General features: G+C 35.6%; 11 protein-coding genes. All 11 read left to right on the top strand.

All coding sequences use genetic code 11. The annotated features are described in order from the left end of the window. Positions 1 to 48 precede the first annotated feature (48 nt). Positions 49 to 2,544, top strand: coding sequence for a non-ribosomal peptide synthetase (locus tag ACEXOE_RS14990; protein WP_394749647.1), 2,496 nt, complete (start codon positions 49 to 51; stop codon positions 2,542 to 2,544). Positions 2,545 to 2,557: 13 nt separating this feature from the next. Next, positions 2,558 to 3,442 carry a DUF6734 family protein gene (locus ACEXOE_RS14985; RefSeq protein WP_394749646.1) on the top strand — a complete coding sequence of 295 codons (885 nt, stop codon included), beginning with the start codon at positions 2,558 to 2,560 and terminating at the stop codon, positions 3,440 to 3,442. A gap of 55 nt (positions 3,443 to 3,497) precedes the next feature. Next, a complete protein-coding gene (locus ACEXOE_RS14980) occupies positions 3,498 to 5,360 on the top strand; it encodes a lanthionine synthetase LanC family protein (RefSeq protein WP_394749645.1) in 1,863 nt (620 codons plus the stop codon). 195 nt (positions 5,361 to 5,555) lie between these two features. Further along, positions 5,556 to 10,001 (top strand): amino acid adenylation domain-containing protein, encoded by a 4,446-nt coding sequence (locus ACEXOE_RS14975; protein WP_394749644.1) that lies wholly within the window; start codon positions 5,556 to 5,558, stop codon positions 9,999 to 10,001. A gap of 33 nt (positions 10,002 to 10,034) precedes the next feature. Then, positions 10,035 to 11,975 carry an alpha/beta fold hydrolase gene (locus tag ACEXOE_RS14970; RefSeq protein ID WP_394749643.1) on the top strand — a complete coding sequence of 647 codons (1,941 nt, stop codon included), beginning with the start codon at positions 10,035 to 10,037 and terminating at the stop codon, positions 11,973 to 11,975. Between the two features lie 86 nt (positions 11,976 to 12,061). Further along, a complete protein-coding gene (locus ACEXOE_RS14965) occupies positions 12,062 to 12,769 on the top strand; it encodes a thioesterase II family protein (RefSeq protein ID WP_394749642.1) in 708 nt (235 codons plus the stop codon). Between the two features lie 196 nt (positions 12,770 to 12,965). Continuing rightward, complete coding sequence (locus tag ACEXOE_RS14960; RefSeq protein WP_394749641.1) at positions 12,966 to 14,603, top strand: cyclic peptide export ABC transporter; 1,638 nt, start codon at positions 12,966 to 12,968, stop codon at positions 14,601 to 14,603. Between the two features lie 132 nt (positions 14,604 to 14,735). Then, a complete protein-coding gene (locus tag ACEXOE_RS14955) occupies positions 14,736 to 16,061 on the top strand; it encodes an aspartate kinase (RefSeq protein ID WP_394749640.1) in 1,326 nt (441 codons plus the stop codon). A gap of 296 nt (positions 16,062 to 16,357) precedes the next feature. Further along, positions 16,358 to 18,814 carry a TonB-dependent receptor domain-containing protein gene (locus ACEXOE_RS14950; protein ID WP_394749639.1) on the top strand — a complete coding sequence of 819 codons (2,457 nt, stop codon included), beginning with the start codon at positions 16,358 to 16,360 and terminating at the stop codon, positions 18,812 to 18,814. A gap of 232 nt (positions 18,815 to 19,046) precedes the next feature. Then, complete coding sequence (locus ACEXOE_RS14945; protein WP_394749638.1) at positions 19,047 to 20,990, top strand: carbamoyltransferase family protein; 1,944 nt, start codon at positions 19,047 to 19,049, stop codon at positions 20,988 to 20,990. A 152-nt stretch (positions 20,991 to 21,142) separates the two neighbouring features. Continuing rightward, positions 21,143 to 23,904, top strand: a 2,762-nt coding sequence (locus ACEXOE_RS14940) for a non-ribosomal peptide synthetase (protein ID WP_394749637.1), incomplete at its 3' end; no start/stop codon positions are given.

Here is a 23,904-nt window from a genome sequence, read left to right as displayed (position 1 = left end):
GCATTATTGATACCATTAAAATTAATCCTTAGTGAAAGCTTTATATGTATGGATGTAGCTATTAAGAACAGATTGACAGATGATTATTGGGTGAAAAAACTAGAGAACAAGGAAACCTACGTTAATTTCATGCGACAGGATTATAAAACGAAAACGCTTGTAATTAGCGAATCAGAACTGTCCTATTTTAATAAGATTACAAAAAATGATGCACTATCAAAACTAACCTTGATCACTGCTGTATATGCATATCTTCTCAAGAAATATTTCATAGATTTTAATGATGTGATTTGGTTAAAAAATGATTGGGAAGTTAACGAAGAGGGTAAACCTTTGATTTTAATGTTTAGCGAAACGGAAGATTTGATCTTTAAAAATTATTTGTTAAATGTAAAAGATGAATTTGAAAATTGTTTTAAGTACAGAAACTATCAAAATAATACCGTATACCAAAAGTTACGCATAAATTCTTTCTCAGATTATAGTCGTTTTGGTATGGATACCGGTGATGGCTTTGCCAACAATGGCTTTGGATTACTCCTGAATGTAGGAGCTTTGGATAATGGAAATCTAGTACTTAATTTTAGATACGATCACACTTTTATTGATGTATCTGTATTGGAGCATTTCACAAGAAAAATGGCGCAAATATTTATTGGATTCAAGAACATTCTAAATATTCCCTTGAGTGAAATTGAGTTATTGGATACCATGGAAAAAAATCAAATTTTGACTCAATTTAATGCTACAGAGGTCCAATATCCACAGAATAAAACAGTAATTGGCTTATTTGAAGAACAAGTTGAAAAGTCTTCAGAAAATACTGCTCTTGTCCATAAGAACATACGGCTGACGTATGCAGCGTTTAATGCGCTTACCAATCAGTTAGGGCATTACTTGAGAGAAAACCACAAGGTAAAGGCCAATGATATTATTGGGGTTAAACTAGAAAGAAGTGAATTAATGGTTATTGCCATCTATGGAATTCTTAAATCAGGTGGAGCTTATATGCCAATTGATCCAAACTATCCCCAAAAAAGAATAGATTTTATGACAACCGATACAAATTGTAAAACCATAATTGATGTATCGGCTATGGAATCTTTTTTGGAAGAAAAAGAGGGTTATCCGGATTCAAATTTATCAGAAAAGAGCTCTCCAGATGATTTGGCCTATGTTATTTATACTTCGGGGACAACTGGTTTTCCAAAAGGAGTAATGATACGGAATACGTCACTTGTTAATCGATTAACATGGATGCAAAAGGCCTATTCACTCGATAAGACCGATACCCTTATTCAAAAAACGACCTATGCCTTCGACGTTTCCGTTTGGGAAATATTTTGGTGGGGTATGTACGGTGCCAAACTTGTTGTTCCTTTGCCGGGAATTGAAAAAGATCCGGAAATTTTAGTTCAAGAGATTTTTAAAAATAAAGTAAGTGTTCTTCATTTTGTTCCGTCTGCACTTTCGTTATTTCTGGATTTTTTAGAAGATAATCCTGAAGAAAAGAAGAAGTTGAGTACCCTTAAACAGGTCTTTGCAAGTGGCGAAGTCCTGACAGAAGGGGTAAAGAAGAAATTTACCAACTTATTGTCGAATGTTTTTCTAATGAATTTATACGGCCCTACCGAAGCAACAATAGATGTGAGCTATTTTAATTGTACTGAAAAAAATGACTACAATGTGCCACCAATTGGAAAACCAATAGACAATATTAAGTTGTTTATTTTGGACAAGTATAAAAAACCTGCACCTATTGGAGTTATTGGGAATCTATTTATTTCGGGTGTAGGAGTGGCAAAAGGATATGTCAATAACCAAAAGCTTACAAGTGAAAAATTTGTTGTGAATCCTTTTGACTTAAACTCCAAAATGTATGATACTGGTGATTTGGCTAAATGGCTTCAGGATGGTAACGTAGATTATATTGGAAGATCGGACAGCCAGGTAAAATTAAGAGGATACAGAATAGAGTTGGGAGAAATAGAAAAAAGCTTAATGATCCAACCCGAAATTAAGCATGCAATCGTAGATTTAAAATCTTTTAAACAAAATGAAGTGCTTGCCGCCTACATAGTTTGGGAAAAGGGAATGGAACTTGAGAAAAGAACCTTAAATTTTCGACTAGAAAAAAGCCTTCCAAAATATATGATTCCCAGTTTTTATGTAAACTTAAATTCCTTGCCCGTTAAGAAAAATGGCAAGCTGAAAAGGGAATCATTGCCTCCTTTGCTGGACGATCACATAATACAGAGACCTTATATAGCTCCAAAGAATAAGGTGCAAATAGAAATTGCTGAAATTTGGCAAGATGTTCTGGGCGTACAAAAAATAGGGGTCAATGATGATTTTTTTGAGCTGGGAGGTCATAGTTTAATGGTCACGCAAATCATTAATAGGATGTCACAAAAAATGAATAAAACCATTTCTGTTAAAGACTTTATGTTGTTGGCTACTATAGAGAAAATAGAGCCTCAACTTAGGAACAATGACAACAATGGGATATCACAGACTTCTGAGTACGAAGAAACCATTATTTAATAACAAGAGTTAAATGAAAATTGTGCAAAGTTATTGGTCCAAGCCAAGTTCAGATGAATCTGGTTTAAATCCAAATAATAGAAATCTAGGAGGGTGGTTAGAGAAAAAGCATAATTATATGAGTTGGACCTTAAGTTGTTTGCAATTACGCAAATTCTATAATGAGGTTGAGCTGGTGACCGATGAGGCAGGATATAACCTATTAATAGAGCAATTAAAACTTCCATATACCCAGGTTAAGGTGAAACTGGATGACTTAAATGGCTATCACAATAATTTATGGGCATTGGGAAAAATATATACTTATGGTTTGCAAAAAGAACCTTTTATACATGTTGATGGAGATGTTTTTATTTGGAATAGGCTGCCCGCCGCAATAGAAAAAGCCACGCTATGCGCACAAAATTATGAGGTAGACGAACCTGGTTATGAACACGTGTACAATCATGTAAAACGTTACTTTAACTACTTTCCCGATTTTATGAATTATTCCGAAGGAACTCAAATAACAAGTGTTAACGCAGGAATAATGGGGGGAAACAATATCAATTTTTTTGAGGAATACGCTACTGTTGTATTTGATTTTATTCATAAGAATAGTGATAAAATGGCAGGTTTGGATACTGGCTCTTTTAACATGTTTTACGAGCAATATCTTTTTCTACGTCTTGCAGAACAGAAGACTTTGAACATTACTTTTCTGGTTAACGATCAGAGAGAATTATTGGATCAGTACGTTAACCTAACTGGAGCGCCAATAAAAACAGATTATATTCATACTGTTGGCGCTTTTAAAAAAAGAATTGAAACGGGAAAGTTACTGGATTATACCTTGAAGAAAACGCATCCCGATTATTACTACAGACTGATAAAATCATTGAAACAGCATTTAATTTAATTTTTTTCAAACGCATCAAGACAGTGGCAATCCAGGGAGCTAAATATATCTTTTTATGATTTTGGATAGGACGGTAATTAAAGAATTTAAATCACAAGTTTTAGAGGATGCTGACTATTTCTGCTCTCATAACTTCCTGAAAGATGTGGAGAATAGTAGTCAACGGGAAAACGGAAAAAGATTAGAAATAGCTTTTTTTATGTTACAGGTATTTTCTATTTCAAAGAATATAGAACACCTGTCAGTAGTTCATAAATTATTAAAACAAGCGCAAAATGTATATTCCTTGTCTCCCAACAATATGAGCTTTAAAGATGGAGGAAGTGGGATTATTTATATTTACGTATGGCTTTATAAGCTTACGAAAAATGATATGTACCTCAGAGAAGCCTTGTTGTTAATTGATAATTGTACAGATTATTTCCTAGAATCTGATCAAGTTAGCGAAAGTCTTTTTGCTGGGAGATCTGGTCTCTTGCTCAATACCTTCTACCTATTTCATTTGTCGAAAGAAAAAAGACTTTTACACCTAATTGATCGATTATCGCGGAAAATAATTTCAAATGCAGTTCAAATAAAAGGTGGATTGGCCTGGTACAATCCTTTTGAATTAATAATTAGGCCTTTGTGCTCATTTGGTTATGGGGTATCGGGAATTGCTTATGTATTTCAATTATTGGGTAAGTATTTCAATCATGATCCCTTTAACGAAATAGCAAACAGAAGTTTTTTTTATATAAATGAGCAATGCCTTGACGAAAATTCCAATTCTTGGTGTGATTTCAGAAAGAATATTGTTGATGAAAAAGATTTGGCGGAACATATGGAGAAGTTTTCAAATGGGGAGATTTCTTTTTTCAAAAACCCTAATGTAGATCATTCCATAGCCCATGGTAGTGCGGGTATTATATATTCTCAATTAAATGATAAGGGTTCAATAGATAGAATTCCAAGTTATAATAAAAAAAAGTTGTTTTCTAGTGTAGAGGTCATAGGTATTGCACAAATACAATTGGAACTCTTTAGTAGAAAAAAAGATGAAGAATATTATAAAAATGCAAAGGAGTTCTTGTCAAAATTGAATTTACAAAAAGGGGAAAAAGAATATATATCCTTGGCAACATTAAGGTTGGCAATGTCTAAAGGGACTTCTTGCATTTTTCATTTTCCCCAATTTGATTTCTATCCAGACAGTACCAACTCTTCGTTAAGCAATTCATTTTTATCCGATGCGGATATTTATAATTCGTTAACCAAAAAGAGATTTCCGAAAACAACCGATGTTACTAATCAACTTCCTATGCTCAATTTTGAACGGAATCTGAGGAAAGCCTGGGGAGATCCAGAAGCTTTTTTTATGGATATAATCAAATCGACTAATGAAGATAGAGTGGTTTTAAATGCGGTCAGGAATATCTTTGAGTACGAAAAGCAATTAAACCACCTTAGATTGGAACAAAGGTTTAACCCGTATTATCATGTAAAATATATGGATGTCCTTGGTACTCGAATGAATGCGTTGCAAATACCTGAAGAACGATTGGAATTAGAAGATATAATACTTTCGGAAACAGCAATGCTAAAGAAGTTCCACCCTATTTCCATAAGCTCTATGCCGTCATCGCATAACACTGCGGGTGTACTTATGTTTTGGAAGTATGATCTGGAAAAAGGAGTAGTTGAAATAAATCTTGAACCAATAAAATTTTTACTTGATTTATTTAGAAAACCAAAATGCATTAAATCTGCTCTCAAAGATTTGCTTTACTACTGTGAATTACTAGATGATCAAGCATTACATCCGTTGATAACGTATTCAAACTCTAAAAATAGAGCCGATCTTATTAGAAGATTACCTTTTGTATTTCCGTATCAAATCAAAATTCTAATAGCCGATGGTATTTTGAAGTTTGCGTGAATAGGATTGGTCAAGCATTACCCCTAATCGTTTAAAAATATAAACAATTCTCCATTTATAGTATTGTGCATAGATGAACACGCCGCATTTCTGGTCAATAACATGCAATTTTCACCTCATTTGATCTACTTTCCACGGCCTTCATTTTTAGCGGTATATCGTTTATTAAATGCCTAGCATTAAACAGTAAAAAAGATGAAACTGACATTACCACAACAGGATGTCTATTTTGAACAACTCCTTTATCCAAATGATCCTATCTATAATATTGGAGCCAAAATTGAGATAAAGGGAGAAGTTAGCTACGAGATATTAAACGAAGCGTATAAAAAATTAATTGATCAACACGATGCATATAGAAGTGTGATTCTAACCAACACTACAGATGCTCAAGTGATGATACTTCCCGAGCACAATTCCGTATTGGGATCAAAAGATTTTTCAAAAACTGATGATCCATTTGGAAAGGCAAGTGATTTTATGAGGGCTAGATTTTCAAATACGTTCAGCTTTACCAAAAAGCAATTGCTCCATGAGTTTACTTTGATTAAGGTGAAAAAGGATTTTTATTATTTATTCTCCATGTACCATCATATCATTACAGATGGTTGGGGAACCTCTTTAATGTTTCAAAGATTGGTAACAAATTATAACGAGCTGATCGAACAAGGAAAAATAATCACTGAATATCCATTTACCTATTCGGATTTTGTCTCTGATGACAAGGAATATCGATCATCGGAAGCCTATAAAAACGATAGGGAATATTGGGTCGATAAATTTCAACAGCTCCCAGATCGAATTTTTGAACGTATTGACAAAAAAAGCAATGCAAATAAAAGTGGGAGAAAAGTACTTTTTATTGATTCGTCGAAATACAAGAAGCTTGAAAGTATGGCAAAGCAATTTGGCGGTTCCACTTTTCATGCGATTCTGGCATTGGTATACACTTATTTTGGCCGAAAAACGAACTGCAATGACCTAACCATAGGGTTGCCAGTTCTTAATCGGGGAAAATCTAAGTTTAAGAAGACGGTCGGACTATTTATGGGTGTATCTCCTCTTAGAATCCAAATCGATTTTGAAGATACTTTTGAAAAATTGTTGTTACAGATTAAGAAACAACTTAGACAAGATTATCGTTATCAACGTTTTCCACTTGGGAAATTGGTAAAAGAGTTAGGTCTTTTTCTTGAAAAAGACCGCTTGTTCAACATGACGCTTTCTTATGAAAAGCAAAATTATGGGGCTAATTTTAAGAATACGAAAACAAAGGTAATCCCGCTAACCCATGAATCTGAGCGTGTAGCGCTATCAATATACGTAAGAGAGTTTGATGAAACACAAGAAGTGAAGATTGATTTTGATTATAACTTTAGTTATTTCGAAGAATTTCAAATCAATCTAGTGGTAGGACATTTTGAAAAACTGCTTTTTGAAATCCTTGAAAACCCCAGAAAAAAGCTAAATGAATACTCATATTTCACCGCCTCGGAAGAACGTTTATTGCTAACAGATTTTAATAAGACATTTTTTAAATACCCTGAAAAAAAGACAGTTTTAGACTTCTTTCAAAGGCAAGTACAGGATTTTCCGAATAAAATAGCCATTGCAGATAGGGAATATCAATATACCTATACCGAGCTGAATGATCTTACGAATAGGATAGCAATAGGAATAGGGCGAAAATTAAAGGAGAAAAAACCAATGCCAATAGGCATTTTTATGGAACGTTCGGCAAATATGGTAGCCATGATATTGGGTGTTTTAAAAACTGGCCGTCCCTTTATTCCCCTTGATCCTGATTTTCCAAAACAACGAATTGAATACATCATTGATCACAGTAAGGTTGAGGCTGTAATTGGAACATCTACCCCCAGTATAGAATGTTCACAGATCGTCACTTTCTTGAATGAATCGGAATTGCTGACAACAAATTTAAGTGAAGATTGGATATCTAAAGAAGTTAAATCATCCTATACTGCCTATATTATATATACTTCTGGATCAACGGGGAAGCCAAAAGGAGTGGAAATTGGTCATAAGTCGTTGTTAAATTTTCTTTTGAGCATTCAAAAAAAGCCAAGAATCAATCATCATGATGTTATATATTCTGTAACTACTCCATCCTTTGACATTTCTTATTTGGAGTTTTTTCTACCCTTGATTTCCGGAGGAAAACTATACGTAACGGATACCGAAACATTGAAGGACCCTAGAAAAATAATAGAAGGTATTGAAAAGGTGAAACCTACTATGATACAAGCAACTCCTAGCTTCTTTCAAATGCTTTACAATGCAGGATGGCAAGGAAATACGAAATTAAAAGTACTATGTGGGGGTGATCTGTTAGGTGAATCATTAGCAGAAAAGTTAATGGGTACTACAAGTGAACTGTGGAATATGTATGGACCTACAGAAACTACCATTTGGTCTAGTACAAAGCGAATATTAAAAGCTTCAGAAGCATCCAATATTGGAAAACCTATTGGCAATACGTCGTTCTATATTTTTGATGAATCCCTGAACTTATTACCCATTGGAAGTATTGGAAAACTCTATATTGGAGGCCATGGACTTGCCAAAGGGTATTATAGGGATGAAATACTCACAAAGGAAAAGTTTATTGCAAATCCTTTTGCCTCCGATGAAGTCATATATGATACGGGAGATTTGGGAAAGTGGAACTCGCATGGGGAAATTGAATTTATAGGGAGAAACGATTTTCAGGTTAAAATTCGTGGATTCCGTATAGAATTGGGTGAAATAGAGGCTAAATTGGATGAAATGGATGTTATCCAATCATCCGTTGTGATTGCCAAAAGAAAAAAGGAAGAAGATGCTTTTCTAGTAGCATTTATAATTCCCAAAACAAATTTTTTTGACCGTTTGGAAATTATAAACGACTTGCGAAAAGAATTGCCGGAATATATGGTTCCACAGACGATAATTTCTTTGAAAAACTTTCCATTGACTCAGAATAAGAAGATAGATAGAAAAGCACTCTCTCAAAGGGAAATAGAAGAATATCCCATATTGTCAGTATATCAGCCTCCTAAGACAGAATTGCAGGCAAAATTATGTGATTGTTTCCAAGAAATTCTTAAAACAACGGAAAGAATAGGACTCAACGATAACTTTTTTATACTTGGCGGTCATTCTCTAAGTGCCGTGAAACTAACCCATTTTATAGAAAAATCATTACTCTATCAAATTAGCCTAGGGGATATATTTCAAAATCCTACAGTAAAAGAATTGTCGGATTACCTCCAGTCCAAGGAAAAAAAAATTAATAACACGCTCAAAAAAACACCTAAAAAACCTTTTTACCCCCTTACGCCATCACAGGAATTCATTTGGTTGGCTTCCCAAAATAATCATAGATCAGCGGCGTATAACATGTCTGCTATTTACAAAATAAGAGGGGAAATCGAATATAGGATTTTAGAAATTTCTATTGCTTATGCGATTAAAAGACACGAAGCACTTCGAACAAATTTTATTGAAAGAGATGGAATTCCTTATCAGTTAATACAACCGTATGACGATGGATTATTTACTATTGATATCAAAAAAACGACTGTCCAAGAAGTAGGGAATATCAAGAAAAAATATACCAATCAAGCTTTCGATTTAGAGAAAGAGTTATTGATAAAAGCAGTTATATTGGAAGTAAATAACGACGAAAAACTATTGATGTTCAATACACATCACTTAATCATGGATGGATGGTCTTTGGAACTTCTAATTAATGAAGTAGTTTTTAATTATAGGGTTTTAAGCAAAAAAACCGTTTATAAACCTCAAGAGTTGGAAGTTCAATTCATAGATTATGTCGATTGGCAGCAAAAACAAGCGCTCATCAATAGTCCAAAAAACCTAAAGTTCTGGGAAGTTTATTTAGAGAATTATAACTGGATGCCCTTATTTTCAAATGAGAAAAACCCCAATGCTTCGGAATATCAACTAGAACTATACCAATTTGAATGGGATAAAGATTTTCTCAATAGCCTTTTTAAGATTATCGAAGAAAAGAATATAACCCTGTATACTTTGCTGTTTTCAGCTCTTAACATTGCTATTGGAGGTATGCGAAACCTTAAAGACCTCTGTGTGGGCTCCCTATCATCGGGAAGAAACCACCCCGATCTTCAAAATAATATAGGGATGTTCGTAAAAACATTACCCCTAAGGTCAAAACTGGATTGTAACATGCCGATTTCTGAGTTTCTGCAGAAAACACATGCCGATATATTGAAACTCGATAAATATCAGGATATTCCAAATCATGTTCAAAAGAACATACGTTTAGACACCATATTTGCGCTGCAAACACTCAATTTGGATTATAGATATATTGAAGTTGATAGCTTTTTGAAATTAATCATACAACCTGAAATCGTGGAATTTGCCCGACTTCCACTATTAATTACCATGATTCAGAAAAAAGACGGATTGATTGGAAAGTTTCAATTTGATCCACATATCCTAAGTACGGAAACGATTTCAATCTTAACCATGATATATGAAAAAGTATTGGGGCAAATTATATCGGATCCAGATGTGTTGATGAGTTCCATTGATACTGAAGTTAACTTAAACGAACAAGAGAAAATAAATATCGATTTCTCTTTTGAGTAAATGATTATTCCAAAATACTAAAACCTTTATGACATGAAGTTTAAAATGAAGTTACGGGTTGCTACTATTATTTTTGCGTTATTGGCAACTTTATCGGCAATCGGTCAAGTACAATTCCAAAAAACAACCTCCTTTTACCCCGACACAGATTTATTTGAACAGGAAGATATTGTTTGGGGTAAGATATCTGTTCCAGAAAATTGGGATGATTCGAAAGGTAATGAAATACATTTGGCCGTTGCAGTTTTAAAAAATACTTCAGGAAAATCTGCATCTGATGCCATAGTCTATATTCCAGGGGGACCCGGAGGAGATGGTATTTCCAGTATTTTATTTTGGTTAAACCATCCATTGAGAGCTCAACATGACATTGTACTTCTCGATATTAGAGGTACAGGGTTTTCCGAACCAAGACTTTGTCCTGATCTAGGAAAAGATTTTTTAGAAATTCTTGCCAAAGACCAATCGATACTTGAAGATGAAAAACAAAAAGTAGCGGCAGCTATTACATGCAAGAATAGTCTATTGGTTCAAGGAATAGATGTTACTCAGTATAACAGTACATCTGTAGCTAAAGATTTGAATTCGTTAAAAAAGGAATTGGGATATGCTAAATGGCATGTATATGCAGTCTCGTATGGAACATATATGGCACAAGTTTACACAAGCCAGTACCCGGATGATATACTGTCGCTAGTGTTGGATTCTGCTATACCGGACATTTCAAATTATTATACCAAAAACACCGGCAACTATATAAAAAGCTTGTATAAGGTGTTTGAGCAATGTAAAAACGACCCCCAATGTAATTCACAGTACCCTGATTTGGAAAAAATATACTATCAAACTATTTCAATGCTTCAGGAAAAACCAATCACGGTAGCGGTAGATAAAGAAATTGTGACTTCTGGAAGTTTTACCTATAACATGGAAGATTTTAAAATTGCCTTACAACAGGGACTTTATGATAAAAACTTAATTGAGGTGATTCCTTTATTGATATATGAGTTTCATAATCGGAATAAAGGGGTTTTAGCTTCTTTGGTAGCCGCTTTTTCTGAAGCCTTGGAAATGGATTATGGGGTTTACTTTAGTGTTAGTTGTAATGAGGTACTTCCCTTTAATAATTTTTCAGATTATAGACAAGATGCCTCAAAGTACAAGGAATTGAAAGGAGGAATATCTTTTTATAAATCCGATTTTGATGTATTCATGGCATGGCATAAGGATGCGAAAGATACCTTAAGTATAGTGCAAGACCTGTCCAATCTAAAAGAGTTGGACATTCCAGTGCTTGTTTTTTCGGGAGGATTTGATCCGATTACTCCTGCCACAAATGGAGAAGCAATGTTAGATGTGTTTAAAAAGGGTTATTTAATACGAGCGCCGAACTATGGACATGTTCCTGGGTTTTCAGATACTGGTGTTCAAATGGCTTTAGAATTTATTAAAAATCCTGAGGTCAAACCTAATGATAATGAATTCACTATGCAATCCAAGGCTAAGTTTATCGGCGATATCAAATTGAATCCAGGGGTCATAAATGTTGGAAGAAGTCTTATCGAACCTAATTTACTTTTTCTGGGACCCCTAATTATTGCTTTGGGAATTGCCCTTGTATTCTTTTTTGTTCACTTAGTTAATTTTTTTAGGAAGAAATACGTTTCAATACCGGATAAAATTGTTAGAATCCTCGTAGTAGTTACATCTTTCGTTGGTCTGGCAAGTCTAATTAGCCTAATATTTGCCATTGTTCAGAATGCTCAACAAAATTTTTATACAATTGTTTTTGGACTGCCAAAGTCCTATGGATACATTTTTACGGGAATTTTGATTTTTATGGTACTATTGGCGCTATCTACAATATACCTCACCATAAGTTTTAGAAAAATAAAAAATAGGAGTATTGTATTTTCAATTTTGTTTTCAAATATTCTTTTGGCTGCTTATTTGTTTTATTGGCAAATGATATAGTCAAAGATCTTCTTATAAAGGGCTGCGCAGATACCATATAAACCCATAAAAAATGGCTTAAAACATACCGTTTTACGCATACCAGAATGAAAAAACAGATATTCTTATTGCACTTTGCTGGAGGGAATAGGTATTCCTATAATTTTTTAAAAAAATATCTCGATGAGGAATTTGAATTTATACCATTAGAATTGCCAGGAAGAGGAGGGAGAATAAACGAGAAGTGTATTACAAATAAGAATGCAGCAGTTGATGATTATGTTCATCAAATTATGAGTTTAAGAAATTCAAAACCATATTTAATATATGGGCATAGTATGGGAGCTGCTTTAGGGCTTTTAGTTACTGGAAAAATGGAAGAGGTTGGGGATGCCCCCGTAAACTTATTGGTCTCGGGCAATGCGGGACCGATAAAAGAAGAAAAAAAGAAACCTAAACGATATTTACTAGGAGAAGAAGAATTTAAAAAGATGTTATTGAAATTCGGTGGTGTTTCCGAGGAAGTTTTGGAAAACAAGGAATTGTATGAACTCTTTGATCCAATAATAAGATCCGATTTCAAATTATTGGAAGAAGATGATTATTCGGAAGAAGGTCTTTTATTGAAAACATCTATTCATGCTTTAATGGGAGATAAAGAAGAAACCGTGGATAAGATAGACAATTGGAATAAATTCTCTTTGCAGAATTGTTCCTACACCGTTTTTCCCGGGGGACACTTTTTTATATATGATCAAAGTGATACACTTTCAAAAATAATGAAATCTACTTTGTTGGCTCCAGCGCATAGCTGACAAAGCTAATTTATATAGGGACTCAAAAAGGGCTACCAATAATTTCAACTTGGGTTTGGTTCAGTACAATGACAAAATTTTTTCTGAGCAAATTTATGTTAATCACAAAATACGCAATATAGCCTATCTAGCACAGAACACTTTCTTGCTGAATTCTTGAAACGAAAAAAATACTTTAACAATTAATTTTAAGGACATGTTTAAAATAAAACGTAAAGACTTTATTTACTTACTGTTATATGCTATACCAAATACGATACTGAATTTTGGTATTATTTACATCATCAATAATGTCTTGGCAGGGAGTGAAGCTTTTTTAAAGGATTATATGATAATCGTTTTTTCAGCACTTGTTGTCTATACCTACTTGCTCAATATTATTTTTCAGAAAGGACTTAATAAGTATACCTATAAGATACTGTATGAAAATGAAAAGAAACTCTTTAGACAGGTACTTAGAGCTCCTTTGCGTAGAATAGAAAAATTTGGAACGCAGCGTTTTTATACTGCAGTGGAAGATTTAAGGGTCTTTAGCGATTTACCTTTTGTAATGACAAATACGGTCAATTCCCTTCTTGTTCTGATTTTAGGTATTGTGTATATGTTTACTATTTCATCCATTGCGGCAATTATTGTTGTTTGCATGATCATTTTGGTTGCTGCCTGTTATTTTATCATTATGAATTCAATGGGCAAACTGGTGGAAAAATTAAGAGGTTTTGCAGAAGGTTATTTTAGTCTTGTTGACGATTTGATACTTGGGTTTAAAGAGTTGAAATTAAGTGCAAATAGAAGAAAAAATCTTATGGACAACTACCTAGGGCCAAACAGGGACGATTCGGAAAATGTTGATTTTAGAGTTAATTATGTATTTCAAACGATAAGTATAATAAGTCAATATGGGCTTTATATGGTAATTGCGGTCATTATTTTTGTTTTGCCATTATTCGACTTATTGGAACAAGCCGATGTTATAGCATATGTAGTGATTATACTTTTTATTTCTGGCCCTATAAACAGTTTAATTGGCATGCAACAGAACTATACGCAGTTTGCAGTTGCTAATAATAGGATTAAAAATTTCATGAAGGATTTTCAGGAAAAAGAAGAAAAATTTCCTATTGAAAAAGAAAGTAAACCTATAATGAATTCTTTGAAATTTAATAATATTTGTTTTGATTACGATGATGGCGATAATGAAAAAACCTTTGCCTTAGGACCAATAGATCTTGAAGTAAAACAGGGCGAAGTACTTTTTATAGTAGGAGGAAACGGTTCTGGAAAAAGCACCTTTATTAACATTTTGACCGGACTATATAAACCTAGTGATGGAGAAATTGTTTTTAATGGAGAGGTCATAGCAAATGGAAACATTGATTTACAGGAATCTATTGCAGCCGTGTTCACGAACAATTATGTTTTTGGAAATAACTATGATAATTATAGCCTTGTAAACAATGAAGATTATCAAAACTTACTCAATATAATGCAATTGGACAAGGTGATAAAAGACGATAAAGAAGAATCGGCTAGGAAAAAGTTTTCTAAAGGACAAAGTAAACGTATATCAATGATTTTTGCACTTTTGGAAGATAAACCTATTCTAGTTTTGGATGAATGGGCAGCGGATCAAGATCCACATTTTAGAAAATTCTTTTATGAAGAATTAATACCCAAATTAAAAAAAGAAGGAAAAACAATTATCGCAGTTACACATGATGATGCCTATTTCCATCTTGCAAATAGAATCGTAAAGTTTGATTTTGGTAAAATTGTAAAAGACGTTCAAATCAATACTGATGAAAGTCTTGCGGAAGTGGTTTGGGGGAAATAAACTTAATACATTTTCAAAATACTTCTGTATTGCTTCAACTAAATGGAAATGTTCTTTTTTGCCACAAGATCTCGTTGCAGCCTTGAATTATAGCAAGAGGTCAAGAGGGTAACTTTTTTGGAAAAAACACACATGAAAATCTTAAAATTCGGGGGGTCTTCGGTAGGCAAGAGTGTCGGGTTGTTTAGAATAGAAAACATCATAAAATCCTGTGAGGGAAAAAAAATTGTGGTGTGTTCAGCAATTTCTGGGGTAACGGATATCCTTGTTGATCTAGTAGAAAATGTAAAGAACGATCATAGAGAATTGATTCCTGGTCTCATTGAAATACTGAGAATTCAACATTGTAATTTAATTGAAGACTTAATGTTTGACCAGAAGATGAAGAAAACACTTTCCGAATTCGTCGATGTATCACTGGGCAACATATTGGAACTCTCTGAGAGTGAACTATCCTTAAATGAGGAGTGTGAAATAATTACTTATGGAGAGCTTTTATTAACTACAATCTACTCGTGCTATTTGACTTCAATAGGTATAAAAAATATTTTGTTGGATGCTAAGGATTTTATGTTTGTGGAGACTTTGGATAATCCGAATATCTCCTTGATAGCAGGCAAATTGGAAAATATTCTAGAAAAAAAAGAAGCATGTGATTTATTCATAACACAAGGGTTCATTAGAATTGACAGGAATGGGGGAGTACGGCACTTGGAACGCGGAGGAAGCGACTATACAGCCACCTTAATTGGCGCAGCATTAAGAGCAGAAGAGATACAAATTTGGTCCGATACCGATGGTATGCAAAATAATGACCCTAGATATGTAGAGAACACCTATTCCATTCCACATTTATCCTATGATGAAGCCGCCAAGTTAGCTTATTTTGGAGCCAAAATTTTACATGAGAAGACCATCTTTCCAGCAAAAGATCTAAACATACCCATATACTTAAAAAACACCTACAATAGTAGTGGAAAAGGCACAGTTATAGACCATAAGTTGATAAATAATGGTATTAAGGCAATTGCAGCCAAAGATAATTTAATGATCTTATATACAGTTTCTCAATATATTGATGAAAATCTTAAAATGGATATCATTAGTGTATTCAAACAACATAATGTCCCCGTATATTTTTATTATGAAAAAAAACATCAAATAGGCGTCATAATAAATCAAAATATTGAAATTGCCCTTTTAAGAAGGGAATTGGAAAAGATTGTTGCCATTAAACTAGAGAAAAATCTATGCGGTATTTGCATAGTGGGTGAAGAATCAAATAAAAATATTACTGCGGATCATGTAGAGATTTTGAAGGATATTTCGTTTAATGGCGAAGTTATGTCGTTGAGCAAATTAGGAATACTCACCTTAGTACCATCAAAAAATAAAATTCAAACTTTAAGAGGCTTAAATTCTCGACTTTTCTTGAAAGAAATTGATGAAATAATTTAAATGTAGTTGTATGGACACTGCAGTATGATTTCGAAATAACGAAAACTTGAAATAATAAAGCGGCAGCCTCACAAGATATTTGTCACAAAAATAAAGGAAATCATAACTAATATAAACGTAGCTTATTATTTACAAAAAAATGACTTTTATAGTTATTTTTTTGAAAGTTAATAGTATGTCATATGTATTTATACTATTAAACTTAATATATTAGAGAACGCAAAAAATCTATACGCCTATTGGCCTAAAACAGAGATTAACAATAAAACAAATTCATAAGGCATAATCTTTTTTCTATGAAGAAAACATCAAGAAATTTACTATTCACCAGTTTAATTTGTATGGCAATATGTACTTCGGTATATTCTCAATCCATTAAAAGTAAGGGAATAATTTCAGGGAGCCTTGTTAATGAAGATCAAGAACCCATAGTTTATGCTACTATTGGTTTATTGAGTTCAAAAGATTCATTGTTGGTCAAAGGATCTATTACCGATGAAGAGGGAAACTTTGTTTTTGAAAATGTAGCGTTCGGTAGTTACCTCCTTGAAATATCCCATGTTGGATACAAAAAATTTCGTTCCCGTGTTTTTACGCTTAACGAGGCTGGGAATACTATAAATGAGAAAAAAATTATACTTGAAAAATCGGGTATAGCATTAGATGCTGTTACTGTTACCGCGCAGTCTTCATTCATTGAGAAACGAAGTGATAAGACGGTATTGAATATAGAAAAAAGCGTATTGTCCGCAGGAAATACAGCACTTGAAATTTTACGGAGAGCCCCTGGGGTAAATGTAGATAATTTTGGAAATATTAGCTTGCGCGGAAGGCAGGGAATATTGGTAATGATTAATGGGAAATCTACATTCCTAAATTCAGAAGAGCTCCTAACACTGTTACGGACAACAGACGGTAACTCCATTGGTACTATAGAACTGATTCCAAATCCTTCCTCAAAATATGATGCTTCAGGAAGTTCGGGCATTATTAATATAAAACTTAAGAAAAATCGGAGCTACGGCACTAATGGAAATATAGGCGCTGGTGTAGGATATGGGGAAGATTCCAAGACCAATACATCTCTTAGTTTAAATCATCGAAATGAAAAAGTCAATATTCATGGTAGTTATAACTTTTCTAACAATAACACGCTCACAATATTAGATTTGTTGCGAGAGAATGTTTTGGACGATGAAGTCACATTTTTTGATCAAAATGGAGACTCCAGAAATCGTTTTACCAATAATTCCTATAAAGCTGGAATTGACTGGTTCATTAATGAGAAAAACACTTTGGGCCTTACGGTAAATGGTCAATCCAATAGAAGGAGGGCCAATTCCATCAGTGAAACATTCATTAGCTCTCAACCTAATATCATTGATTCTACAGTAATAACAGATAACCCTTTAACTGGAAGGTTTTCTAATCTTGCATATAACCTTAATTTTATCACTCTATTGGATACACTAGGGCAAGAAATAAATGTAGATTTGGACTACGGTAGATATCGCAATAGAAGAAATAATAATTTCAATAATACTTTTTTTGATGCTTCCGGACAGCCACAAGGTGAGGAAATTGTTTTTCGAAATATTTCACCTACAGATATAGATATTTTATCCGCCAAAATAGACTATAGTTATGCTTTTAGTGAAGATTTTAAATTGGAGACTGGTTTGAAAAGTAGTTTGGTAGAAACGGATAATGATTTTCGTTTTGAAAACTTGATCAATGGACAATTTGTTAATGATACCCAAAGGAGCAATCAATTTATCTATCGCGAAAATGTGAATGCTGCCTATATAAGTCTAAGTAAAAATTTAAAAAAACTTACTTTACAGGGCGGTTTACGGGCAGAACAGACAAATTCCGAGGCAAACTCTATAACCCAGCAAGTTGTTGTAGATCGCAGCTTTCTGGATTTTTTCCCTAGTTTGGCCATAAATTTAGCATTGACAGAAAATAATGCATTTGGATTTAATTACAATAGACGTATTGATAGAGCAGATTACGCAGCTTTAAATCCATTTACGGAGTTTGTTGATTTATTTACTTTTGAGCAAGGAAACCCATTTTTAAATCCTCAGTATACCAATTCATTTGAACTGTCATGGACGTACAAGGATACCTATAGTCTGAGCCTTGGTTACAGTAAGACCAATGATGTAATTTCAGATGTATTTTTATCAGATCCTATCAATAGTACGCTAGCGATCACTTCCTTGAATTTAGCAGAAAAAACTAGTTACAATATAAGTTTGAATGTTCCTATTGCAATTGCCGAATTTTGGAATACGGACAATAATTTCACTGTTTTTCAGAATGACTTTGAGACACCGAATATTATGGGATTGCCATTTAATAGTAGTCAACTCTCTTTACAATTCAGCTCCTATCATGCCATTAAAATTAGTCCTACCATAAGCGCTGAACTTTCTGGGTTTTACGTGTCTTCACAGGTTGTTGATACGTATAAAATTGATCCTATTACAGCAATAGATTTCGGAATTGATAAGTCCTTTGCTAAAGGAAAAGGAAGCATTAAATTTTCTGTGAGCGATATCTTTAATACAAATATTGTAAGGCTTACCAGTGAAATCCCCTTACTGAATTACAATTTAGACCAAAAGGAAGAGACGCGAATTTTTAGATTGGGAGTCTCCTACAAATTTGGAAGCTCTGATGTGAAAGGCCCTAGAAGTAGAAGTAAAGGATCTTCGAATGAAGAGAACAGGGTAAGAGAAAATTAATATTATCCAGGCGCTCCACCAGACCGCTATTTTTTAATAATCTCCTTTTTAGGGGAAAATAAGATGAAACCAAATCGTGGGATAGAAGGTATTCAATGTAAAAACCTTGCTTCTATGCGATGACCACCTATCATCTGATTCACATAACATTTCAACAAAATTATAAGCCTTTACGGGCAACTTTATCCAGTAGTCAAAAACCAATAGTTTTTATAAATCATATTTGAAAAACATGAATATATTAGGAATAAATGGAGGACCAAATCATATTGAAAATGAATTTCTAAAAGAAATTATCCATGGCCAATTACATGATTCATCGGTAGCATTTTTAAAGGATGGGAATTTAATTTTCGCTCTTGAAGAAGAAAGAGCGACTAGAATTAAGCATACCAATTATTTTCCGAAAATGGCATTAGAAAAGTGTATGGCTTATAATGCGGTTAGTTATGATGACATTGACTATTTTGCCTTTCCCATAAGTTTGGAGACCTTGGAAGGTTACGCCAAAGAATTTATGGAAGAACCACTTCCCCCACATGCCGGTTTATTTGTTTTGAGAGAGATATTCAAAAGCCATACAAATTATGAAATGGATTTTGACAAGATAAAACTTTATGATCACCATTACTGTCACGCCATTTCAGCATTTTGTCAATCAGGATTTAAAGAAAGCCTTGTAGTAACCCTTGATGGTGCCGGAAATGGATTGTCAGGAACAATATATAAGGGGGAAAACGGTAGATTGTCTCTTTTAAAAGATTTTCCTGTCAAAAAATCCCTCGGTTATTTTTATTTGGATATTACCGAGTTTCTCGGTATGGAAATTTTTGATGAGTATAAAGTTATGGGGTTGGCCCCTTACGGTGATGCTGCGGAACATAGTGAATTATTTGAGTCCTTTTATACCTTATTGCCAAATGGTGATTATGAAATAAATTCCAGTGAGTTATACTTGTTACATACGATTTGCCCTAAACGGAAAAAAGGAGACCCATTTGATCAAAATCATAAAAACATTGCTGCGGCTTTACAGGCTTCTTTAGAAAAAATCATATTCCATATCATTGCCCCGCTACAAAAATCAACGGGTTTAAAGAAAATTTGCCTTGCTGGCGGTGTAGCATTAAATTGTAAAATGGAAGGTGAGCTGTTGTATTCAGATTTGTTTGAAGAGGTTTTCGTTTATCCTGCTTCTGGGGACAATGGGCTTTCGGCGGGTGCTGCTTTTGCATGTCAAATAGAGACCAAAAATAATTTTATAAATAATAAAATTACCTCTACCTCTCTTGGTTTGGATTTTGATTTAAAGGAAATTGAAACTGAATTGGAGAAATGGAAAGATCTTGTAGAGATAGAGAGATCTGACAATATCTATAATGATGCAGGTAATCTACTTGCCAAAGGCGAGGTTCTCGGTTGGTTTAAAGGTAGGGAAGAATACGGGCCAAGAGCATTGGGCAATAGAAGCATAGTTGCTGATCCAAGGCCCGCTGAAAATAAAGAAAGAATTAATTCAATTATTAAAATGAGGGAAGGGTTTAGGCCGTTCGCACCTGCAATATTGGAAGAATTTGTAGATAAATATTTTGAAATTCCAGCGAATGGACAAAGGAGTTTTCCCTTCATGACCTTCATATTGAATGCTCAGGAAAAATATAAACAAGATCTAGGGGCAGTTGTCCATACAGATGGGACATCAAGAGTGCAAACAGTTTCAAAAGAACACAATACTATCTTTTGGAAATTAATCAATTCATTTTACGAAAAAACAAATACTCCGGTATTGTTAAATACTTCATTCAACAATAATTTTGAACCTATTGTTCATACCCCTGCCAATGCAATTAGTTTTCTGCTAACTTGTGATGTGAATTCTATTGTTTTGGAAAACTACATAGTTCATAAAAAAGTATTAAACGAGGATAAACCTATTTATCTCAATAGTTCGTTTTATGACTTTGTTAGTTTATCTGATGGATTTAAAGACACGTCTGGATTTTTTCTACATAATTCTTATTTGAAAAAGAATATCCAAATATCAAAAGCATTATGGGAATTTTTAAAATCGGGAGAACCTATTAATTTTTCTGGTGATTCCCCTCTTTTGGCGGAATTCAAAGATATTTGGAGACAAAGACTTATTATGGTAGAACCATGTTTGGCAATGGTATAAGGTCAAACTAGATAAAAAACAGTACAATAGGTATTGTTTTAGTAACACTATTTCAAAAATCAATCTCACCATTTTTTAAAGAGCTATATAAATATATGGATACTTCTCTGATGTCTATATATGGCTAAAAAGTATAAATATCTTATTAATACATGAGAAAATTCTTAGATTTATTAGGAGAAAAAGATATGCATCTCAAATTGGTAGATGGTAAACTTTCTTTAAAATTCCCGAAAGATGGATTGGATTCAGAGCTTTTACAGGAAATTAAGCAAAGAAAAACTGAACTCATCGCGTATTTGACTGAGCAAGCCAATCCTACAGATAATCCTTTCCCCATGGCAGTGGATTCATTGGACTATGAGCTTTCGTCCGCCCAGCGCCGTCTATGGGTACTGAGCCAGTTCGAGGAGGGGAACGTGGCCTACAATATGCCCGGTGCCTATATTTTTGAAGGCCCTGTTGACGTTCCCTCCCTTCGGACCGCCTTCGAGAGGCTGATCGATCGGCACGAGATACTGCGCACGACCTTCAGGGAGAACGGGGACGGGGACGTGCGGCAATATATCGCGTCTTCGGATCGATCGGGCTTCTCACTTTTGGAGGAAGACCTGCGTAATGTCGAGGGACAAAAAGTAGAGGTGCGATCCCTGGTGGATCGCGAAGCGTCGATACCCTTCAATCTCTCGGAGGGCCCGCTTTTGCGTGCTGGCATTTACCGCCTGTCCCGGGATAGATGGCTGTTCACCTATACGATGCACCACATCATAAGCGACGGCTGGTCGCTCGGGGTACTGATCAGGGAGCTCCTGTGGTACTACAATTCCCTCGTTACGGGGGGCGATGGCCTTCTCCCTCCCTTGCGGATCCAGTACAAGGACTATTCGGTATGGCAACGTTCGCTATTGGAGGGGGGTTCCCTTGAGAAGGGGCGGGGCTATTGGTCGGATGTTTTTTCGGGGGACCTTCCTGTGCTCAACCTAGCGACGGACCGTCCCCGTCCGGCCGTAAAGACGTACAACGGCGGGGTCGTACGGGGAGTCCTTGGCGCGGGCCCCACCGAACTTCTAAAGGATCTTTGCCGCGAAAAAGGGGGCACGCTCTATATGGGGCTGTTGGCAGGGGTAAAAAGCCTGTTGTACCGTTACACTGGGCAGGAGGACATCATCATAGGTAGCCCTATAGCGGGTCGATCGCACCTGGACCTGGAGGATCAGATCGGCTTCTATGTGAACACGCTTGCGCTGCGTACGCGTTTCGCTGGCGGGTCCGGCTTCGGGGAGCTGTTGTCAAATGTGCGCGAGGTATCGCTGGGTGCCTTCGAGCACCAATCGTACCCCTTCGACGAACTGGTGGACCAGTTGGACTTGCAACAAGACATGAGCAGGAATGCACTTTTTGATGTGATGGTTATGCTCCAAAATACCCAAAATATAGCACTGGATGAAAAATCTCCAAATAATTTTGAAATAATTCCGTATTCTGGAAAAAGTCACGAAACAAGCAAATTTGATTTGAGTTTTGAGTTTGAGGAAGTCGATGACGGAATCGCAATGGGTATCGAGTATAACAGTGATATCTATGACCGTTCGACGATCGAGCGCATGCTGGGGCATTTTGAACGATTGATGGGATCTGCCGTAGCGGACCCCTCGCTTCCGCTGTACCGTTTGGAGTACCTTGGGGCGGAAGAGCGGAGGGAGCTTTTGGAGACCTTCAACGATACGGCCGCCGATTACCCAAGGGAGAGAACGATCATCGACCTCTTCGGGGAGCAGGTGGATAAAAGGCCGAATGGGACCGCCCTGGTGTTCGGGGACAAAAGGATTACCTACCAAGAGCTCAACGAATCCTCGAACAGGATGGCCCGTTACCTAAGGGACCGTCACGGTATCGGGAAGGAGGACATGGTGGGGATCTGCCTGGAGCGCAGCGATTGGATGGTGGTCTGCATACTGGGGATATTGAAGGCTGGCGGGGCCTATGTCCCGATCGACCCGGACTATCCGGAGGACCGCATCCGCTACATGCTGGAGGACATCGCCTGTAAGGTGCTGATCGATAGTGATGAGCTTTCCCTTTACAGGGAGGAGCTGGATTCGCTCAGCGGCGAGAACCTTCCCTCCGTAGTCGGTCCAAAGAACCTTGCCTATGTCATTTACACCTCGGGCTCCACGGGCAAGCCAAAAGGGGTCATGACAGAACATTCATCCGTAGTTTCTTTTTTCGAAAATATATATAAGTTTTTCAGTCTACATCCTAAATCATGTTGGGCTGCAGCGGCAAATTACACCTTTGATATATCGGTACTTGAAATATTAGGTGCCTTAACAAGTGGAATGTCTGTTAATCTCTTACAAGGAGATCCAAATGCCCTATTGAAAAGCATAAAAAAAGGAGAAGTAGATACTTTACAAATTACCCCGGCTCGTTTAGAACAATTAATGATTGTTGCTGATAATAAGGTTGAATCGTTAAAAAAATTAAAGGTTATACTGATTGGAGGAGAAAGTCTAACTAATGATAATTATCTAAAATTAAAAAAATTAACCACTACAAAAGTCTATAATATATATGGAACTACAGAAACAACATTATGGAGCAATGCATTGCTAATACAGGAGAGTAATCAATTATCTATTGGCAAACCATTATTAAATTATCGTATCTATATATTGGGCATGGGGAATAGTCTTTGTCCGATAGGCGTTGTTGGGGAGCTCTGCATAAGCGGTGACGGCCTTGCACGGGGATACCTGAACAATCCGGGTCTGAGCTCTGAGAAGTTCGTTTCGAACCCCTATTGCGAAGGGGACCTGATGTACCGCACGGGTGATCTGGGCCGATGGCTTGTTGACGGCACGATAGAGTTCATGGGCCGTATGGACCACCAGGTGAAGGTACGCGGCCACCG

The sequence above is a fragment of the Spongiimicrobium salis genome (assembly GCF_043678055.1).
In the GTDB taxonomy this organism is placed as follows: domain Bacteria; phylum Bacteroidota; class Bacteroidia; order Flavobacteriales; family Flavobacteriaceae; genus Spongiimicrobium; species Spongiimicrobium salis.
The sequence above is the reverse complement of the archived record's forward strand: the minus strand, read 5'-3'. Positions and strand labels throughout refer to the sequence as shown.